Genomic DNA, 19,884 nt, shown 5'->3' on the forward strand with positions numbered 1-19,884 from the left:
GGTATTGGTAAATCCACTTAGATACTATCTTTTTATCAAGTTTAAACTTCTTTGCTGTCGCGACGCCAGTATGTCCTTGCCTGTAGTATGCGATGATCTTGAGTTTAAAGTCTAGGTTATAACGCATAAAAATACCCCATAAGTTGTGTCCAACTTATGGGGGGCAGTTCACATGGCAGGGTTTTTTGATATCTAAATATAACCAAATCTATAACTGCTTGGCAATATAGTCGGTGAAAAGTTAAATCGATACATCAATCGTCAGATACTACTGGTATAAATTTTCCTTGCTTGCTGTGCCGTTGCAGACAGAGGCTTCGAAAAATTCATTCCAGCAGTAAGGTCGCGCTTTTATTATTTTTTAACTATAGTCGAATCCAAATAACTTCGATACAAGGAAGCCACGCACAGATAGTACAAGTAGTACATCAAGCGGGGGTGACGAGGTAGCGGATTTATAGGGGTTTGACTATATATCACTCAAGGCGGTATCAATACGATTTAATCCTTCTAGCAGCAACGATTTAGGACAGGCCACATTCAGACGCATTTTCAGATGCCCTTCATGACCGTATTTGATGCCCGCGTTCAGCTCAACCTTGGCGGCTCTTAAGGTGTCATAGAGTATTTGATCGTCTTTGGCATACGCTGAGCAATCCAGCCAAATCAAATACGAGGCCTCTGGACGCATGACTTTTACTTTGGGTAAATGCTCAGCTAAAAACCGTACGGTCACGTCAATATTGGCTTCGATATAAGCAAGCGCCTGCGTTAACCATTCACCGCCTTGCTCATACGCATGACGCATCGCAGTATAAGCAAATAAGTTTAGTTCATACTCATCATTCAATCCTTGCTGCTGGCTGATTTTTTGGATTAACCCTTCATCTTTGGCAAATATCAGTGAACCTTTGATACCAGCAATGTTAAAAGTTTTAGTCATCGAGGTCAGGCTCACCACGTTATGCTCATAGCCTGTTGCTAGCGTTAAAAAGGGCGTGAATGTGTGTCCGCTCAACGTCAAATCTTGATGAATCTCATCGCTGACAATCGCCACATTGTGTTTTTTGCATATGACAAGAACTGCCTCAAGCTCCTCCGTTGTCCACACGCGCCCGCCCGGATTGTGCGGATTACACAATAAATAAAGCTTCACGTCATGCTGGGTGATTTTGGCTTCGATATCCGCCAAATCCAAACGATATCTGCCGTCGATTTCTGTTAATGCCGAGGTCACAAGCGTGCGACCATTTTGCTCAACCTTGGTCATAAATGGCGCATAAATAGGATCATTGACCAGCACCGCCTCGCCTGCCTCGGTAAACACATTCATCATCAGCGCCAAACTTGGCACAACACCGGGAGAAAATAAGATATTTTCTTTATCCAGCCGCAAATCATAACGACTGCCATGCCAGTCAATGATCGCGTCATACAAATCCTCAGTGGGTTTGGTATAACCCAATATGCCATACTGCGTGACGTGCTCAATCGCGTTTAAGATAGGCGCAGGGGCCTGAAAGTCCATATCCGCCACCCATAGCGGAATCGTCTCATCGCTATAGTGCCACTTGACCGATCCTGTATCACGTCTATCGATGACCTCATCAAAGTTGTACAACACCAGCACGCTCCTTATATAAAAAATAATAGTTTGGGATATGTCTTAGATTATCATATGGGTAGAACATTAAATAATGGATAACAACATGAAAGATTTAGAGTTCAAGGATCATTTTTCCAAAGGTTCTGAGGATTATGCAACTTACCGTCCTTCATACCCTCTTGATTTAGTGACGAAGCTTGCTGATTTGTGCCCTGCTCAAAACCGTGTGTTAGATTGTGGTTGCGGTACAGGGCAGCTTTCTGTGCTCTTAGCTGAAAAATTTACAGAAGTGATCGCCACTGATGCAAGCTCAGCGCAAATAGCCAAAGCCAAACAAAAAGACAATGTGATCTATAAAACAGCGCTGGCTGAACAAAGCGGATTGGCGGCTGAATCCGTTGATTTGATTACCGTTGCGCAAGCTGCCCACTGGCTAGATCTAGATAAATTCTATATAGAAGTAGAGCGTATTGCTCGCCCTAATGCTGTTTTGGCCTTAATCACTTATGGGGTGTTACAGGTAGAAGGGACAGCTGATACCCTTGTTCAACAGTTCTATTACCAAACCATTGCACCCTATTGGCCAGCAGAACGACGGCATGTAGAGGACGGTTATCAAAGCTTACCTCTCCCATTTACCGAGATCACAGTACCCGCTGTCACTATACAAGAGTGCTGGAATTTGGATGAGCTGATGGGGTATTTTAATACGTGGTCAGCCGTCAAAGAAGCGAAAAAAGCACTGGGTTTTAATCCTGTGGATCAGCTTCGAATCGCGTTATTATCCGAATGGGGAAATCCTGAGAACAAGAAAAAAATCGTTTGGCCTTTATCCATTCGGGCTGGAAGAGTAAAGGGTCAATAAATCTAGAAAAATACTAAAAATTGCCGTCTTGTCCCTACCCAATCGCTTTTATAAAAGTTGCTATACGCATCAAACACTAACAGATTGCCAGTATTATCGTGTTATTTTCATCCTGTTAAAACCTGATATATTGGCTAATAGTGGTATACATTCAAAACATCAATCACGGAGCCAGATGATGACAACACCTCAAAAAACGCGTAAGGATACGCAAGCGTATGTCCTAACGAAATCCGATATCGATAACACACCTGAAGCCAAACACGTCCATCAATTCAATGAACAAGCCATTCGTCATACGGTTTCGTTAAGCGATATCGTCGGTCTCACGAAGGTTGGCTTGCATCTTGTACGGGTTGAGGCAGGCGATGAGACGACGACACATCACTATCATGAAGAGTCAGATGAGTTCATTTATATGTTGTCAGGTGAGCTGTCGCTTTGCTATGGGGATGAGCGTTATCAGCTAAGTGCTGGTGACTTTGTGGGTTTCCCTGCGCATGGCGCGCCGCACTCTATGCGTAATGATAGCGATGCTGATGCCACTTATTTGATGGGTGGTAACCGACCACCGATTGATATTACGCTGTATCCAGATATCAAGCGCAAGATGTACAACATTCATGACAAAAAAGAGTATGTGGATTTTGAGGATTTGGGTGAGGTGTGTAATGGTAGAAAGTAGCCAATCCTGCCATCCGCTACTGTAAGGGCTAAGGCGCGCATGAAGACAGCTGGTTTTAACCCCCTAGAACATGAGATTGTAGCCTCGTAGTAAGCACTTTTTCACCTATTAAACTACCTTTAGGCTTTTTCGCTTTAGGAGCTATTACTATTTGCGCTTTATTTAAGACATCTAATAAATTTTGGTTTTCATTAGCATTTTCGAATTCTACCTCTTGACCATTAGCTAGTTTTTGATAAGGCTCGTCCAATAGTCTGAGTATTTCTAAGATTTCCTGCTTATCTAAATACTTAATTTGTTTTAACAGTAACTTTTTTAGTTCCTCAGAGTCAGCATGTTTAAGAAGCTGGTCATAAACAGGCGAAGACATCTTTTTATCTTCATATATTTCAATAATCTTTTTACGAACAGGAGCGTTGCTTTCTATAAGATTAATGGCTTTAGTTTCCGTTAAAACTTCCTTACAACCGTTACTAATATCTCCAGCATAAAGTAATGTTATAACATCTTCAGAACGAAGATCTATTACATCTAGATTATTAATTATGACGTTATGATATTTTACCAAAAAATCTTTAGTTGTTTCTTCCGATGCGTATTCTTTAACCTGAATCCAGTTTTCAGAGGTTAAACTTAGCTTTTCAAGAGATATTAGAGTCTGTATTTTTTCTTGGCTTATACCCTCTAGATCTGAATTATCCCAATTATTATCAGTTATACCTATTACTTTTTTATATGATTCATTACTTAACTGATAACTTAAAAAAAGATGTCTATCAAACTCAGCTTTAATACTCTGCCAGTCCTCATTTTCTAAAACGTCTAACTCTATATGATCAGTAGCTTGCAGATCACTCTTTCCATCTTCTAAGAACTTGATAAGTGCAGCATCTATTTCTCGATAAACACCTTGATCGTCTTGATCTTCATAAGACTCAGAAAAATATCTAAAGACATTTGACCACGAGTAATAAACTTTCGAATTTGCAACAAGATACTTTCGAATCTGCTCGTTCTCAACCTTACTTATATCTTTAATCTTAGTAGAAGTGATGTCAATAAATCTCTCTATTATTGAATTTCGACTACCAAACACATTTAAGGCTTCTATATAGACATCTTCATCTTCAGAATATAAAGCATGCTCATCTACACCTAACAAAATAATTCTTATGTATTCTGATAGGTTTTCAGACCAAACATCCTCAGTTAGATAATTAATACCAGAGTTAGCCATAAGGGTAACTGGCTTAACCTCTAGATCAGCGATAACTGTATCAGAGTCTTCTAAATTATTTACCAGAATTTGTTTTATCATATGTTTATTGATAGCCAAATATTTACTCTCACCTAGCCAGTTAAGCTCTTCAACCTGACTTTTTGAAAAAGTAGCATTTTCTAGTACTGGTTGAACTACATCTGTAAATGCTTTAAATCTATCAAAATTGCCATCAAAACATTCTAAAACAAATTCAGCGTAGTTTCCCATGAAACTAAGCTCACGTCTAAACTCTTGTTTTAGGTAGTCTAACTCCTGATATCTATTGAAGGGTATATGCTTGATAAAATTTCTAAAATTGAATGATTCTTCGCTTACGCTATTACTAAAACCTATATCATTAATAATAACTTCTCTCGAATCTACTATTATTGGAATCAATATAGATAAATTCTCATTCCTTTTAAAATATTTTTTTAGAAAATCTATAGATATACTAGAACCGTCACAAATAACTTTTATATAGTGCTCAAGGTATATTTTTTTAGTAGTATCAGTTAGTAAAAAATCTAACATGCTAAAATTTAGAGCGCTGTGAGTTGATAACTTATCAAGACCCAAATAAGTTTCGACCAATTCATTATATTTTTTTAGCTCTAGTTCAAAGTTTGGTTCATTAAAAGAGTTAACCAAAAGGGAGTAATTTGCATCATTCAAAGTGATAGACTCTTCAAAAAAATATGAAATATAGCTTTTATATGTTTCATCTATAAAACCATTAGAGACAAAGTATTTTAATAATGGCTTATCAATAGTAATACTAGTTTCTTTTACAATTCCTTCAAACTTCATCTTCTTGATATTTTGAATTTCACCTTTTAATCTAGACTCTTCATTAGAAATTATTTCTAACTTTCCATTTTCTTTGGCTTTTACGTTGTTCAATCTATCAAGGTAAGATTCATGTGAATTTACCTCATTCTCAATATCTTGAAATTTTAATTCTTTTTTAAATCCAGTATTCGATATATAAAGAATTATATTTTGATTCTTTGAAAAAAATTCAAGTGTTTCTGTACTAGCAATTTCATTTACATTGTATTTTTTATCTTTAGATTGAACCTGTATCAATTTACTTGAATAATTTGTAATATCAAATGTACCTACTAGTTTATTTAATACTGCATAAGCATAAACACTATTCAACTCGCTAATTAAATTTAAGTTTTCATTTGAAATATTTTCTCTTTCTACTTTTAAACTAGCAACTCTTTTCTCTTTTTCTTTTAGCAGGCTTTCTATTGCTTCATTTTTTTTAGTATGAAAAATATTATAAATCTCGCCTGAGTTTGAATTTAGTTTAGCAAACTCATTTGGATGGTAATTTTTATAAACAACCATAGCAAATAGTTTGTTCTTATCTATATCTAAAATTTGTAACTGCTCAAAGTAAACCTCGTACTCATTTAGAATATTCTTTAGAAGTCTCATATCGCTAAAGTATAGACAAGTATTTAATAAAAATTTATTATCAAGTTGCTTTGCTATACTACTATATTCTTTTATAACTATGTCATAGGCAGTCATCGGATTAACTATAGGTATAACAGGAATGATGTAATCAAAGAACTTACTTCTTTCATTATCCTCAAAAATATCATCACGAATAGCGTATATAAACACAACTCGATGCGGACAAGACTTATTAATAATTGAATTTAACTCTCTAAGTCTAATAAAAATTTCAGTATCATTGAACCTATCTAAATCTTCGATGATGACAACATTTTTTCCAGTAGTTTCAAAAAAATATAATATCTCATCTAAATGATCATTAAGAATAGATTTTTCTTGTTCGTTCTTGATATTAAACTCAGCATTGTGGAGGTTGAACTTTATCTCTTTGAGACCAAAACCATAGCTAAATATCTTATCTATCAGAAATAATGTACAAGCGATTAAAATGACTAAATTAAAATACTTGTACCAGTTTGCGAACTCTACCAAATCTGTAATAAAGCCTACAGAATTAAAAGCATAGAGATAACTCCATAATCCAAAAATAATTACACCTAATACTTCCCTATAACTCTCTTTAGAATTTTCTGTAATACGTTTAAATCTTGATAAGGGAATATCACTTTGAGGTACAGCATAAAAGAACTGCTGTAATATACTTCTTTCAATTAATTGAATTTTATCTGGTGTAAGGCCGCTGGTCTCCTTATCTGTACTATCTTTATCAGCATGATCATCTTCTTTAGCTTTATTTATACTATCTTCATCAGCATGGTCACCTTCTTTAGCCTTTTCAATTTTAAATGTTGAAAGTGATACCTCGAGAAATTTCCATTCACTGTTATTTTTGTAAGACTTCTTAAAAGTGTTTAGAATACTACTTTTACCTGAGCCATAAATTCCAGTTAGAGCAATATTTAGTACTAGTTGATGTTTTAATGCCGCAGCTAATCTCTTCTCGTAGCTTTTATAACTTTCATTATCATTAAGGTCTTCTGAAGGCGATAGGACTGTTATTTTAAAGTCACGGTTATCACTTTGCTCAGTTTCTGCGCTCTGGGCTGATGAATTTTGATTCATATACGTCCTTCTAATTTAAGTTAGTTTTATAATAACTAATTCCATCTACTTATCCCTCAGCTCAGCCTCACACCTCTAAACCATCGCCTATTGTTTAACCATTTCTGAACAAAGTAGCTCACCCAATCAACTATCAACACTATCCTATTTCACATCTTTTGCATTCATCTGATCGACAATTGCTTCTAACTCATAATAATTGGATAAAACTTTTACCTTATTTACTTTCCTCAATTTGATCGCTAACTCAATACTATCAAAACGATTGTCATCAAACACCGCGTTATATATCTGCTGCAATATTCTTTTTTGGATAGCGAGGAACTCTTTCTGATAAGGCATGGCTTTTAACTTATGCATGGAGAAGAAAAGCAACGCCAAAGGTACTAGCATCAGATACTTATCAATACCATCCTGTAATGGCAGCAACGGGATGCAAATCATCAGCACGACAGGCATCACCCAAAGGACAAAACGCCATTTTTTTTCATAAAAACCGATCTGTTTTCTGACGGCAATATAGTCTTTCAGCTCTACAAAGTTCCTCTTTTTGGCGATATTGGTATAAAAATAATCTTCTCGTATGCCATGTTGAAAGACTTGCCGTAAGCCAACATATTCCAGCCTATCAATATTGAAGCGCTCTTCCATAAAGTCAAAAGGTAGCCAGCGCAGTAATTTTTCACGCAAGACATCTGACATGCCACCTTCTTTATTAATGGACTTCAAAAACATGACCACTGACAAGCTGAGCATAAAAGTCAAAAACAGCAAAAATAATAGTAAATACAAATGATCAGTCATAAGTGGTCGTTAGCTCTTTTAGCATAGTTATAAAATCGTTCAATCTTAGTATTTTAGAAACTTAGTGTCATATATCACAAACGATGGTTGCGCTACTTCCCTTTAAACTCAGCATTGCGCCGCTCAACCATTGCCATCGCACCCTCGCGGGCATCTTCTGAATAGAATAAATCTGGCAGATAGCTATGGATATTGGCCAGTGCCGCGCCGACGCCACTACGGCTGACATCTTGTGCAGACGACAGCAGACCTTGCACACCAAGCGGTGCCGCCTGACATATCTCTTTGGCAATCGTGAGCGCACGCTCGTATTCTGTGCCATTTTCGACCACTTCACTGACCAGATTGAGCCGATCCGCGGTTTGCGCGTCAAATGCTTTGCCTGTGAGCAGATACGGCATGGCTTTTTGCCAGCCGGCGGCCGCTACAAATCGTACCGTCGCTCCGCCAAACGGCATGATACCGCGCAGCACTTCCATTTGCGCAAAGTTGCAGTTATCACTTGCGATGACCACATCACTGTTGAGCATCAGCTCAATCCCAGCGGTAAAGCAGGTGCCTTGTACCGCGACGACGATGGGTTTGCTACGTAATTTACCACTAATGCCCCACGGATCAATTTGATCATAATCAAACTCAAACGCGCCTTTGTCCCATTTATCCTGTAGCTCCATCAGATCAAGACCCGCCGTGAAATGCTCGCCGTGGGCGAATATTAGGGCGCAGCGTAGATGGTCGTCATTATCATAGTGAGTGAGAGCGTCAGACAATTGCTGAATCATATGACTGTCAAACGCATTGCGTTTGTCCGCACGATTTAGCCCAATCAGGCAGATATGCCCTTGAGTCTCATAAGTGATGCGATTGTCGTTCGTACGCTGATTTTCTGTGGTCATGACTTTATCCTTGTCAACAGTAGCATGGTGGTGTCGTGAATAGTGATATCGTAAATGGTGATAAACGCCTTTTTAATATAGACATCCCTGCTCTAGAACACAAGCAACAAAACATTGATTGATAAATAGCCTCGTTCATAACAGCGAGCCAGAAAAATTTATACCCGTTCCGCGTTGGAATATAATGGTTCTGTTTCATTTAGAATCGACTATAGCCAGCACATTATAAGTTGACGTTATTTGTGATAAGTGCAACTATTATTGCATTAGGACATCACTCAGAGCACCTTATGGAATTTTGGCACGGTTTTTTGCTTATCACAGGCGTTCACTTGCTGGCAGCTGCCTCACCCGGCCCTGATTTTGTTTTGGTGACGCAGCAAACTTTGTCAAAAGGTCGACGCACTGGGCTGATTTGTAGCCTTGGTATTACCTTTGGCTTGGGCATACATGTTATCTATTCTGTATTGGGACTGGCGACTATCATCGCTCATTCTCAGCCGCTATTGACCGCGATTAAATGGTTGGGCGGTGGTTATCTGATTTATCTCGGTTGGCAAGGCATTCAGGCCAAACCCAAAAAGCCAGCAGAATTGGCAAATTCAGCAGAGTCGATAGATGCCAGAGGTTCGGGCGCTGTGGTTTCACTAGACACGCTTGCCAATCAATCAGTGCTTTCTCATCAAAACAGCCTGACCAAAAAACCATCTAGCCACACAAAAAATACTGACTCAGCGATTGCCATTCTGCGTCGTGGCTTTTTTTGTAATGTGTTTAATCCAAAAGCACCGGTGTATTTTGTAGCGATATTTACCCTTGTCCTATCACCAGATATACCGCTGTGGCAGTTGGCTATCTATGGCGTATGGATGATGGTATTGCAAATGGCATGGTTTAGTACGGTGGTAATGTTGCTCTCCATTCCTGCGATTCATCGGCGCTTTCAGCGTTTTGAGCATTGGATAGACCGTGTATTGGGGACAGCGATGACCGTGTTGGGCTTAAATCTTATTTTACGTAGTCGATAAGCCGTGAGTTCCTCGTGAAATCTGCTAAACTGGACGATTATATTCAAACATCAAAGCCCGATACTATGACCAGTAAGCCTATGAACCGTCGCCCGACCACCAATAATCACAGAAACAGATCGCCCGAGACTGCTAAGAAACTCGGTCAGCTGCATCCGCGCAATCCACACCAAGGTCGCTATGACTTTGCGGTATTGACCCGCGCTTTGCCTGAGCTTGCCGATCATACCATTACCAATCCGAATGGCGAGCCGACGATTAATTTCTCTGATCATCAAGCCGTACGCGTGCTCAATAAAGCCTTATTGGCAAATTATTATGGTGTTAAGTTTTGGGACATTCCTGAAGGCTACTTGTGCCCGCCTATCCCTGGACGTGCCGATTATATTCATTACATTGCTGAACTGTTGGCACAAACGACGCATATCAATGACGACAATATACCGCCCATGGGTAAAGAAATCCATGCGCTTGATATTGGTACGGGTGCCAGTGCCATTTATCCCATTATCGGCAGTCAAAGCTACGGCTGGCGTTTTACAGCAAGTGACATCGACCCTATTTCGGTCAACACAGCGGCACTTATTTGTGAAGCCAATCCAAAGCTGAAAAGCGCGGTAAAAGTAAAACTACAACCTGAGCCAAAAGTCATCTTCAAAAACATCATTGGTCGCCAAGATTATTTTGATGTGGTCGTTTGCAACCCGCCGTTCCATGCCTCACTTGAAGAAGCGATGGAAGCCAACAGTCGTAAGCAGCATAACTTGCAACGACATCGCGGTAAGAATGAAAGTGAGCAAATAAGTCGTAGCTCAACAAAATCCGGCAACGCCGCACAAAACCTAAACTTTGGTGGTCAGCACAAAGAGCTATGGAGTGAAGGTGGCGAGATTACCTTTTTGACCAAAATGGCAAAAGAGAGTCAAAGCTTTGCCGAACACGTTGGCTGGTTTACCACCTTGGTATCAAAGTCAGAAAACGTAAAACCTTTGCAGCTTCTCTTGAAGCAATTGGATGTTGCGCAAATGCGTATCATTGAGATGAGTCAAGGTCAGAAAAACACGCGTATTTTGGCGTGGCGCTTTCATACTGAAGAAGACGCATAAACAGTCATAATATCTATTAGAGTTTCACGTGAAACAAAAGCCCCGCTTTGATATCAAAGCGGGGCTTTTTTATAACAAACATATAGTCAATGAAAAGTAAAATCGATACATCAATAGTTCTGTACTACTGGTATAAATTTTCCTCGCTTGCTGTGCGCCTTGCACTCCAGAGGCTTCGAAACTTTCCGTTTAAAGATAAGCATCCCAGTAGCACTGTAGCGATTTTAAAGTACTTCCACTATAAGTGCTAATACCAAAAACTTTCGGCTGAATCAACCAAGTCAATCAGCCAAAAAACATGACTTTTATCCCAATAGCGACCAGTACCAAACCGCCTAACGCTTCTGCCTTATCCTCTAACCATGTACCAGAGCGCCAGCCTAAATAGACACCTGATAAGCTAAATAACGCTGTAATTACCGCGATAATCAAACAGGCCAACCAAGCATTCAGCGCCAACAGGTTAAGCGTGAAGCCAGCAGCCATTGCATCGATACTAGTGGCAATAGCAAGGGTAAACATCGTCTTATGATTAATACCTTTGTGCTCACTATTTTTTGCTAATACATCATCAGCAATGTGATCAATCTCTTCTTCCTTGTCGCCAGCAAACACTTCATAAAGCATTTTGCCACCAAGCGCGATCAGAATGATACCGCCAATCCAAGGCGCAGCGGCCGCCAACCAACCCAGCAATGCAGCACCCAACAGATAACCAATAAGTGGCATGATGCCCTGCGCGATACCAAAATATAGGGCGGCATAAAGAGCCAAGCGCAACACATAGTGATGGTTTTGTTTTTGTGATTTGGCACCCAAACCAATTGCGACGGCGAACGCATCCATGGCTAACGCAATAGCAAGTAGCACGACTTCAATCATTGTGTGGTTCTCTTATCAAAAATGGTAAAAAGGTTTCACATGAAACAAAAATACCGCTCTAGATATTAAAGCGGTATTTTTATAAAGAATAAAAGGACATCAGAGTACTTATATGTCTAGATTAGAGACCGTCAACGCATTTTCTTCGATAAAGATACGGCGAGGCTCTACATGATCGCCCATCAGACAAGTAAACATATGATCGGCAGCGATGGCATCTTCAATCGTCACACGCAACATACGACGGTTTTCAGGATCCATCGTTGTATCCCAAAGCTGATCGGCGTTCATCTCGCCCAACCCTTTATAACGCTGAATCGCCAAACCACGACGCGCGTCAAGCATCATTTGCTGCCACAGATAATCAAAGTCGCGTACTGGAATGTCTTTGGTCGTGCCCGCACTGGCTTCACGGCGGATAAAGGCATCATCAGCAAGTAAGGTATTCCACTCGCTTGATAAACGCAGCAACTTGCTGTACTCGCCTGAATTGATAAAGCTAGCATCCAACAGATAATGATGCGCCAACTGATGCACATAAACCGTAATACGTGGTAACCACTGGGCTTTAGTAGACATGGGCTCGCTATCAGCGCCTTCCTCAATGTCTACTTGTGGTTTCATACCCAATAAATCGGCAGCAGCGGCATCCATATTTTTTGGTTGCGGCGCATGAATATTGACCAACTCAATCTCAGGACTTAGATCAGAGCCAAAGTGGTCAAGCTGGGTTTGCATGCTCTCCTTCCAAGCTTGCATAGCAGACTTGTCATAAGTCATATCCGTGCTTAGCTTCGGCGTATGAGTTAACGCATCCAAGATGACCGCTGGGAAACGAATCTGCAAACGTGCTTTGATGAGCTGAGTTTGGTTATAGTCGTTCAGTAGTGTTTCGAGCGCTTGACCCGTGATGGCGGGCGCATCTGCACTGATATGTAGCTTGGTATTGTCAATCGTTGAAGACAGTAAATAAGCTTTGAGCGCCTCATCGTCTTTTAGATACAGCTCTTGACGTCCTTTTTTCACCTTATAAAGCGGCGGCTGAGCGATATAGACGTAGCCACGTTCGATCAGTTCAGGGGTTTGACGGAAGAAAAAGGTCAATAGCAGCGTACGAATGTGTGAGCCATCCACATCCGCATCGGTCATGATAATAATTTTATGATAGCGGACTTTATCAGGATTATATTCATCTGGACCAATACCGCAACCAAGCGCGGTAATGAGATTGCCCACTTCAGCAGACGATAGCATTTTGTCAAAACGGGCGCGCTCAACGTTTAGAATTTTACCTTTTAGCGGCAAAATAGCTTGCGTTTTACGGCTACGGCCTTGTTTTGCTGACCCACCAGCAGAGTCACCCTCCACAATGTACAGCTCTGACAATGCAGGGTCTTTTTCTTGGCAATCAGCCAACTTACCCGGCAAACCTGCGATATCCAAAGTCGTTTTTCGACGCGTCATCTCACGTGCTTTACGAGCGGCATCACGGGCGCGTGCCGCATCGATAATCTTATTGGCGATGGCTTTACCCGCTGTTGGGTTTTCTAATAAGTAGTCGTTAAACTTAGCATGCATTGCTGATTCAACCGCAGATTTTACTTCGCTTGACACCAGCTTGTCTTTGGTCTGACTAGAGAATTTTGGATCAGGCACTTTAACAGAGACAATAGCCGTTAGACCTTCACGGGCATCATCACCAGTTGCGACCACTTTTTCTTTTTTGAATAAATTCTCACGATCCATGTAGCTGTTTAGGCCACGTGTCAGTGCGGAGCGAAAGCCAGATAGATGCGTGCCACCATCGCGCTGCGGGATGTTATTGGTGAAGCACAGTACTTTTTCGTTATACGTGTCTGTCCACTGTAGCGCTACTTCGACACTGATGCCGTCATCTTGTTCGCTCGTGAAATGGAACACTTCATTGACGCCATCTTTGCCCGCATTGATATAGCTAACAAACTCAAGCAAACCGCCTTTGTGCTCAAACTCGTGACGCTTATCGATGCGCTCATCAGTTAATACAATGCGCACACCTGAGTTCAGAAACGACAGCTCGCGTAAACGCTTTGCCAAGATATCATACTCAAAGACAGTGCCAGTAAAGACATCCGCGCTTGGGTAAAAACGAATCTGGGTGCCTGTTTTATTCGTTGGCTCCATCTCTTGAATATCAGCATCAGGTACGCCATCGGTATACGTTTGGTGATAGTGATAACCTTCGCGCCAGATATTCATTTCGAGCTTTTTGGACAATGCGTTGACGACGGAAACGCCGACGCCATGTAGGCCGCCTGAGACCTTATAACTGTTATCATCGAACTTACCGCCAGCGTGCAGTACCGTCATGATGACCTGCGCCGCCGACACGCCTTCTTCTGGATGAATATCGACCGGCACACCGCGACCATTGTCCATCACACTGACCGATTCGTCTTCATGAATGATGATATCAATCTGATCACAATGACCAGCAAGCGCCTCATCGATAGAGTTGTCCACCACCTCAAAGACCATATGATGTAAACCAGTACCATCATCGGTATCACCGATATACATACCTGGGCGCACGCGTACCGCTTCTAACCCGCGTAATACACGAATATCTTTGGAGCTATAATCAGAGGGTAATCCTTCAGGAACCACAGCTGGTACAGTCGTTTCGACAACGCTGTCTGATATCAATTGCTCGTGGTCTGTCGGTAATGAATCACTCATGCGTATTCCTTAATCTAGCCATAATCAGCCGTTTGTTATTGACCCATCAATACGATGATGTCTCATAACGTTATTTTAGATTTAACTTTTAGTAGTCAAAACTTTTGATAGGCATTATTTGTTAAAAGCTATTAGTTGTTAAAGGCTATTAGCCAAAATTTTATAAGATATTCAACGAACTTAAAAACATCAAGTCGAGCTCTCATTCATCCAGTTTTAGCGGTTTTGTCTTACAGCAAATCAAAGCCAAAACAGAACAAATAAAAAGCATATTTATCAATCACTTAAAATTTGTAGCCAATAAAAAATATCTATATAACGCTATCAAAAAACTTGCTGAGAATAGGACAAAAATAAAGCCCTATTTTAGCATTTTTTTGCTTCTAAGTCACTGTTTGCTGGCCGTTTTGTGCTTATTAAAAAACCGTTTAAAGAGGATAGAATTAGCAGGACATATAGTCAATCCAGAATAAAAGTGGCACATCCGTTAATTATGTTCTACTGGTATAAATTTTCCTCGCTGGCTGTTCGCAAGCGTGACAGATGCTTCATAAAATTCATACCAGCAGAACCGTAAATTTTTTAAAGTGGATCAACTATAGACTGGTAAATGGAGAACATCACCAGCTGACAACAAAGAAGAAAAAGCTAGAGAGTAAAATACTATGGGTCAAAGAAAACTTGGCCTTGTTTCACATGAAACATATTAGGCTCTGACCACAATTCCAAAACTAAGGGCACAATATCGTCAGTCAAGCTGGTCATAAACACTTGGCATGGCAGCTGTGATAGCGTCGATAATAAGATTGTTATGGCTCTATCATCCAGCTCTGCCGTAATATCATCCAGCAATACGACGGGCGTGTTTCGGGGTTGCAAGTTATTACTGGATGCCTCATCGGTTTTTGGCGTATTTAGTAGCAACGGCAATTGTGATAAACGCAGGGCGGTGATTAATAGCTTTTTTTCACCGCGTGATAACACATTGGCTGCCTGCTCTTTTAGAACTGGCCGTTTATTATGGATTTCAGCTTCTAGCGTTGTTTCTGACTGCTTATCACTCATCTCTACTGAGTCATCAGAGCGCCAATGTACATGAATATCAGCGCGGTGGTTGCCAATACGCGTGTAACCCAGCTGCAAATCCTGATCTAAGCGCTCATTGAGCTGCACATCGAGCGCAATACTGGTGTCATAGCCAGCGTTGTAACTCAGGCTCAGTTGTTCTGCATAACTAGGCAATAACTGAGCAACGCTTTGAGCAAAATACGGCTGCCATTCTGCAAATATCCGTTCACGATAATGATGGATAAGGGCCGCATGATTGCTCAGACCTTTGTCCCAGGATTTTAATTCGGCGAGCTGTACTTGGGTCAAATGCCTCGTCTTTTTTAGCAAACTATTGCGCTGTTTTAATAGACGTTGATAGGCCACCCATTGTGGATGAAAACCTTGTTTCATGTGAAACACCAACCAATCCAAGAGCTGTCGACGGCTAGCACTACCCTGCTCTAGCATGTCCATCGTCGATGGATCTATCAGTAATGTGGGGAGCTGTTCGGTTAGGATGCTTTGATTATAGACGGTGGTTTGGTTCAGACGTAAAACTGTGGTGGCGTCGGCTTGTTTTTGGATAGCCAATGTACTGGCATCGTTGAGTTTGGCATGTACCGTTACCGTGTTTTGATGGTGCTGGATATAGCGTTTTGGCTGATGATGACGAAAGCTTTTGCCTCTAGATAATAAGAATATCGCTTCAAGCAAAGAGGTTTTTCCACTACCGTTTGCACCGATAATGACATTACAAGCGGCAGAGGACAAATTAACCTGAGTTAGATTGCGCAAATATGAGATTTGTAGACGTTCAATCATGATACCGATAGCCGCCTATTAATACTGCCCATATAATAGTAGGCAAAAGTTTGATTAAAACATAAATTATCTATAGTTAAAATATTTTAAAATCGTTACAGTATTGCTGGTGTCAATTTTTCGCAGCATCGAGCTGCGCAGGCACAGCAAGCAAGAAATATTTGTACCAGCAGTACGCGTTGTATTGATATTACTTTTCACCCACTATAACTATTGAAAGCTAGAGATGGACTGCGAAAACCACCATAAAGACAGTTTTATCGCCAAGCATTCAGTCCTTTGAAAAATCAATATATTATCGCAAATAACACTATATACGCATTGGCATGATAACGTACTGATGGAATTCATCATTCAACTGATTGACCAGTACCGAGGCATTTGATTGACTCATATGCATTTGTAAATCGCCTTGGATAACGCCCAATACATCTTGCAAATACGCGGCGTTAAACGATAACTCCATCGGCTCACCTTGATACTTCGCTTGTATCATTTCGACCGCTTCATCTTGCTCAGCATTATTGGCTCGTACTTCTACCATGCCATCACTAGCAAAATTAAACACCACACCGCGAGATTTTTCATTACTCAAAATCGCAACACGGCGCAACACATCTGTCATCTTTTCTTGATTGAATAGCGCCAGTTTGTCAGTATTGCTTGGCATGACGCGGCGATAATCAGGGAATTTACCATCAATTAGACGTGCGGTGAACGTCACCATGAGATTCTGACTCACCTGCCCTGCACTATCAACGTCACCAAACGGTAAGGTAACTTGCAAAAACTCACGGCCAAAGCTCAAGGTAACCTGATTGTCTTGCTCTCCAAGCATTTTACCAAGCTCAGTGGCCAAACGTTCAAGCTCAATCACGGCTTTGCGTGGCAAAATGGCTTGCATGTTGAGATCGGCACTCACATCAATGACACTACGCGCTAAGGCCAGTCGATGACCATCGGTCGCAACCGTTGTCAACTGCTGCTGTGATACATCAAATAGCATACCAGTGAGATAATAACGGACATCTTGAATCGCCATCGCAAACTGGGTCTTATGAATCAAATCAGTCAGACGATTACGGCTGATGGTCAATGGCGTGATGTTTTCAGGATTGCCCAAGCTTGGATAATCTTCGCTAGGTAAGGTGCCTAAAGTAAAACGACTTTTGCCACTGGTCAGTAAACAGCGATCGTTTTTTTGAGTGGCAAGGGTCACTTGCGCTTGTGCAGGCAATGATTTGCAGATATCTCTTAGCTTTGTCGCAGGTAACGTCGTTGTGCCTGCTTCAACACAAGCACCAGCTGGCAATTGCAACGTTGACGTCAGCTCTACTTCTAAATCAGAAGCTGTCAAAACCAGCACTGACTCAGACAATTGCAACTTAATATTACCCAAGATAACCATGTTGTGGCGCTTATCAGCCGCCTTGGCAATCAAGTTAATGGCTTTTAGTAACGACTCTCGATTAATCGATAATTGCATGCTTAGTTACTCTTATTTGAATGGCATTTTTTGTATAAAGTTAGAAGAATGGCTCAATAATACCTTGTCTATTGGCTATAATCTATAAGGTATTGGTCTACTTATCATCAATTTACTATAGCTAGATTAATATGGCGAAAGTCAGTAGGACTGGTACAAATTTTTCTTGCTTGCTGTGCCTACGCCGACAGAGGCTACGAAAAATTTGTACCAGTCCCGCGTGATAATATCGTGTATCAACTATATTTCATTATCATAAAACATTTTGATCAACAGAAAACATGATGACACTCCAGCCTTTTAACCCGCTTGCAACATCAAGGCCAGCGTTTTGTAATCCTTATCAAATGCAGGATCTGCGCCTCTTAGCTCATTTACTTTGTCGCAAGCATGCATCACCGTCGTGTGATCACGTCCCCCAAAAGATTGACCAATCTCAGGAAAACTGTCACTCGTCAATTCACGCGATAGTGCCATCGCTATTTGCCTTGGTCTGGCGATACTGCGCGTGCGTTTTCGACCCAAGATATCTTTGACGGTCACATCATAGTATTCAGCAACCACTTTGCGAATATTATCCATATTGACGGCCTGTACGCGCATCGCGACGATGTCTTTTAGCGCATATTGCACCATTTCAAGGGTAATCTGAGCACCTGTCAAGTTAGCATTAGCAAATACCTGATTGAGCGCGCCTTCCAAACGCCTGACATTTGACACCACATTTTGAGCGATGAATAGGGCACATTCTTTAGGCAGTGTCATGCCATATGAAGCCGCTTTTTTTTGCAAAATTTGTACACGAGTATCAATTTCAGGAGGATCGACAGCGACGGTCAAACCCCATGAAAAACGTGATCTAAACCGTTCATCAAATTCGGTCATTTGCGACGGATGGCGATCCGAAGCCAAAATCAGTTGTTTATCACCACTTGTAAAATCCGCAAACAATGTCAAAAACTCATTACTACTTTTGGTTTTTCCTGCCAGTACATGAATATCATCTACAATCAATAAATCTACTTTTTTAATTTTCTTTTTAAAATCTTCTATTTTATTATTTCTTAATGAATAAACCAATTGATTAATAAATTTTTCAGAAGTGAAATAATAAAAGCTTTGATTATTTTTTAAATAGCGATGTGCTACAGAATGCATTAAATGGGTTTTTCCCAATCCGGAAGGCCCATATATAAATAAAGGATTGTGACGATTTTTTGATTGGCGCTTCCCAAGCTCATAACAGGCTTTATAAGCCAAATTATTAGACTTACCCGTGACAAATGTCTCAAAAGTAAAGTCAGGATTTAGATAACTCAACGATTTTGCATCAGCCGAATCGGCTAATTCTGCGTGACGCATATTGGCATCAATATCCGCTTTTGCATTGTTATGATGAATGCTTTCAAATTTATGATCTGTAGGGGTAGGGGAGGGCTTATCCTCTGCAAATAAAGACCCTGATTGGGTTTGGCTACTGTCATCGGTATCGCGATCAGCATTATCGACCCGTACAATAACCTCTTCAATACTTCCTTGACTGTGCTTAGCAACCAATTGCTGAATATCCTGCAAATGGTTTTTTTTGATATAAGTCACAAAGTAATCGTTGGGGGCAAGTATGATAAGCGTTTGCGCTTCTTGATGAGCGGACAATGGTCTCAACCACATGGTAAACACGTTGTCTTTAACGTTATATCGCAAATCGTTTAAACATTTGTCCCAAATACTTGCTGTGTCTATCATGAAAAATACGAATCCTATAATCTGAAATAATAGATATGTAGCACGGTAAAGCCGTTATTTAGCGCTTAATCCTGTCAACCATGATTAAACTCAAAATTATCTTGGTAAATCCCTTAGAACGGCATGTCGAGTAGGGAGGTAATTTAACACAAATGCCCTGTGGATAACATCCTGTTTTTTGTGGATAACCCTGTGGGTAGTTTTGTGGATAAGTACAAACGAAGAGTTATCCCTATTTGACCCACAGGTTATCCACAGGTTTACCCATAGTTTAAGGATTTGATAACTAAAGAAAAAACCGACTTAACCCCAGAAAATATAGTCCCCAATAACAACAATATCTATATATATTAATTAATTTATTATTATAGAG

14 protein-coding genes are annotated in these 19,884 nt (G+C 40.6%); 4 read left to right on the plus strand and 10 right to left on the minus strand.

All coding sequences use genetic code 11. From position 1 onward, the window contains the following. On the minus strand, window positions 1–127 hold a 127-nt coding region (locus JMY02_RS13810; RefSeq protein WP_406947764.1), incomplete at its 3' end, for a helix-turn-helix domain-containing protein. A 342-nt stretch (window positions 128–469) separates the two neighbouring features. Beyond that, entirely contained in the window at window positions 470–1,630 is a 1,161-nt protein-coding gene (locus JMY02_RS13035) for a MalY/PatB family protein (protein ID WP_201598990.1), read from the minus strand. 79 nt (window positions 1,631–1,709) lie between these two features. On the opposite strand from JMY02_RS13035, the gene JMY02_RS13040 reads away from it, so the two are divergent. After that, a complete protein-coding gene (locus JMY02_RS13040) occupies window positions 1,710–2,471 on the plus strand; it encodes a class I SAM-dependent methyltransferase (RefSeq protein ID WP_201598992.1) in 762 nt (253 codons plus the stop codon). 175 nt (window positions 2,472–2,646) lie between these two features. Further along, on the plus strand, window positions 2,647–3,156 hold the full coding sequence (locus JMY02_RS13045) for a cupin domain-containing protein (protein WP_201598995.1): 510 nt from the start codon (window positions 2,647–2,649) through the stop codon (window positions 3,154–3,156). 55 nt (window positions 3,157–3,211) lie between these two features. Here JMY02_RS13045 and JMY02_RS13050 read toward each other — a convergent pair whose 3' ends face one another. From JMY02_RS13050 to JMY02_RS13060, 3 genes are all read right to left on the minus strand, one after another. Continuing rightward, on the minus strand, window positions 3,212–6,973 hold the full coding sequence (locus tag JMY02_RS13050) for a YobI family P-loop NTPase (protein ID WP_201598998.1): 3,762 nt from the start codon (window positions 6,971–6,973) through the stop codon (window positions 3,212–3,214). A 144-nt stretch (window positions 6,974–7,117) separates the two neighbouring features. Beyond that, window positions 7,118–7,777, minus strand: a complete 660-nt coding sequence (locus tag JMY02_RS13055; protein ID WP_201599001.1) for a hypothetical protein — start codon at window positions 7,775–7,777, stop codon at window positions 7,118–7,120. 92 nt (window positions 7,778–7,869) lie between these two features. Next, window positions 7,870–8,673 (minus strand): crotonase/enoyl-CoA hydratase family protein, encoded by an 804-nt coding sequence (locus JMY02_RS13060; RefSeq protein WP_201599005.1) that lies wholly within the window; start codon window positions 8,671–8,673, stop codon window positions 7,870–7,872. A 290-nt stretch (window positions 8,674–8,963) separates the two neighbouring features. Here JMY02_RS13060 and JMY02_RS13065 point away from each other — a divergent pair, with 290 nt between their 5' ends. Next, complete coding sequence (locus JMY02_RS13065; protein ID WP_201599013.1) at window positions 8,964–9,701, plus strand: LysE family translocator; 738 nt, start codon at window positions 8,964–8,966, stop codon at window positions 9,699–9,701. Window positions 9,702–9,766: 65 nt separating this feature from the next. After that, the gene (gene rlmF, locus JMY02_RS13070; protein WP_201599014.1) at window positions 9,767–10,807 is read left to right on the plus strand and encodes a 23S rRNA (adenine(1618)-N(6))-methyltransferase RlmF; all 1,041 of its coding nucleotides are present in this window, start codon (window positions 9,767–9,769) and stop codon (window positions 10,805–10,807) included. A gap of 285 nt (window positions 10,808–11,092) precedes the next feature. Here rlmF and JMY02_RS13075 read toward each other — a convergent pair whose 3' ends face one another. From JMY02_RS13075 to dnaA, 5 genes are all read right to left on the minus strand, one after another. After that, entirely contained in the window at window positions 11,093–11,689 is a 597-nt protein-coding gene (locus JMY02_RS13075; RefSeq protein ID WP_201599023.1) for a manganese efflux pump MntP, read from the minus strand. A 108-nt stretch (window positions 11,690–11,797) separates the two neighbouring features. Continuing rightward, window positions 11,798–14,407, minus strand: a complete 2,610-nt coding sequence (gene gyrB / locus JMY02_RS13080) for a DNA topoisomerase (ATP-hydrolyzing) subunit B (RefSeq protein WP_227678525.1) — start codon at window positions 14,405–14,407, stop codon at window positions 11,798–11,800. A gap of 663 nt (window positions 14,408–15,070) precedes the next feature. After that, the gene (recF, locus tag JMY02_RS13085) at window positions 15,071–16,279 is read right to left on the minus strand and encodes a DNA replication/repair protein RecF (protein ID WP_201599028.1); all 1,209 of its coding nucleotides are present in this window, start codon (window positions 16,277–16,279) and stop codon (window positions 15,071–15,073) included. 310 nt (window positions 16,280–16,589) lie between these two features. After that, window positions 16,590–17,765, minus strand: a complete 1,176-nt coding sequence (gene dnaN / locus JMY02_RS13090) for a DNA polymerase III subunit beta (protein WP_201599029.1) — start codon at window positions 17,763–17,765, stop codon at window positions 16,590–16,592. Between the two features lie 300 nt (window positions 17,766–18,065). Further along, on the minus strand, window positions 18,066–19,511 hold the full coding sequence (gene dnaA / locus JMY02_RS13095) for a chromosomal replication initiator protein DnaA (RefSeq protein ID WP_021813224.1): 1,446 nt from the start codon (window positions 19,509–19,511) through the stop codon (window positions 18,066–18,068). Window positions 19,512–19,884 lie beyond the last annotated feature (373 nt).

The organism is Psychrobacter vallis (assembly GCF_904846715.1).
Lineage (GTDB): Bacteria > Pseudomonadota > Gammaproteobacteria > Pseudomonadales > Moraxellaceae > Psychrobacter > Psychrobacter vallis.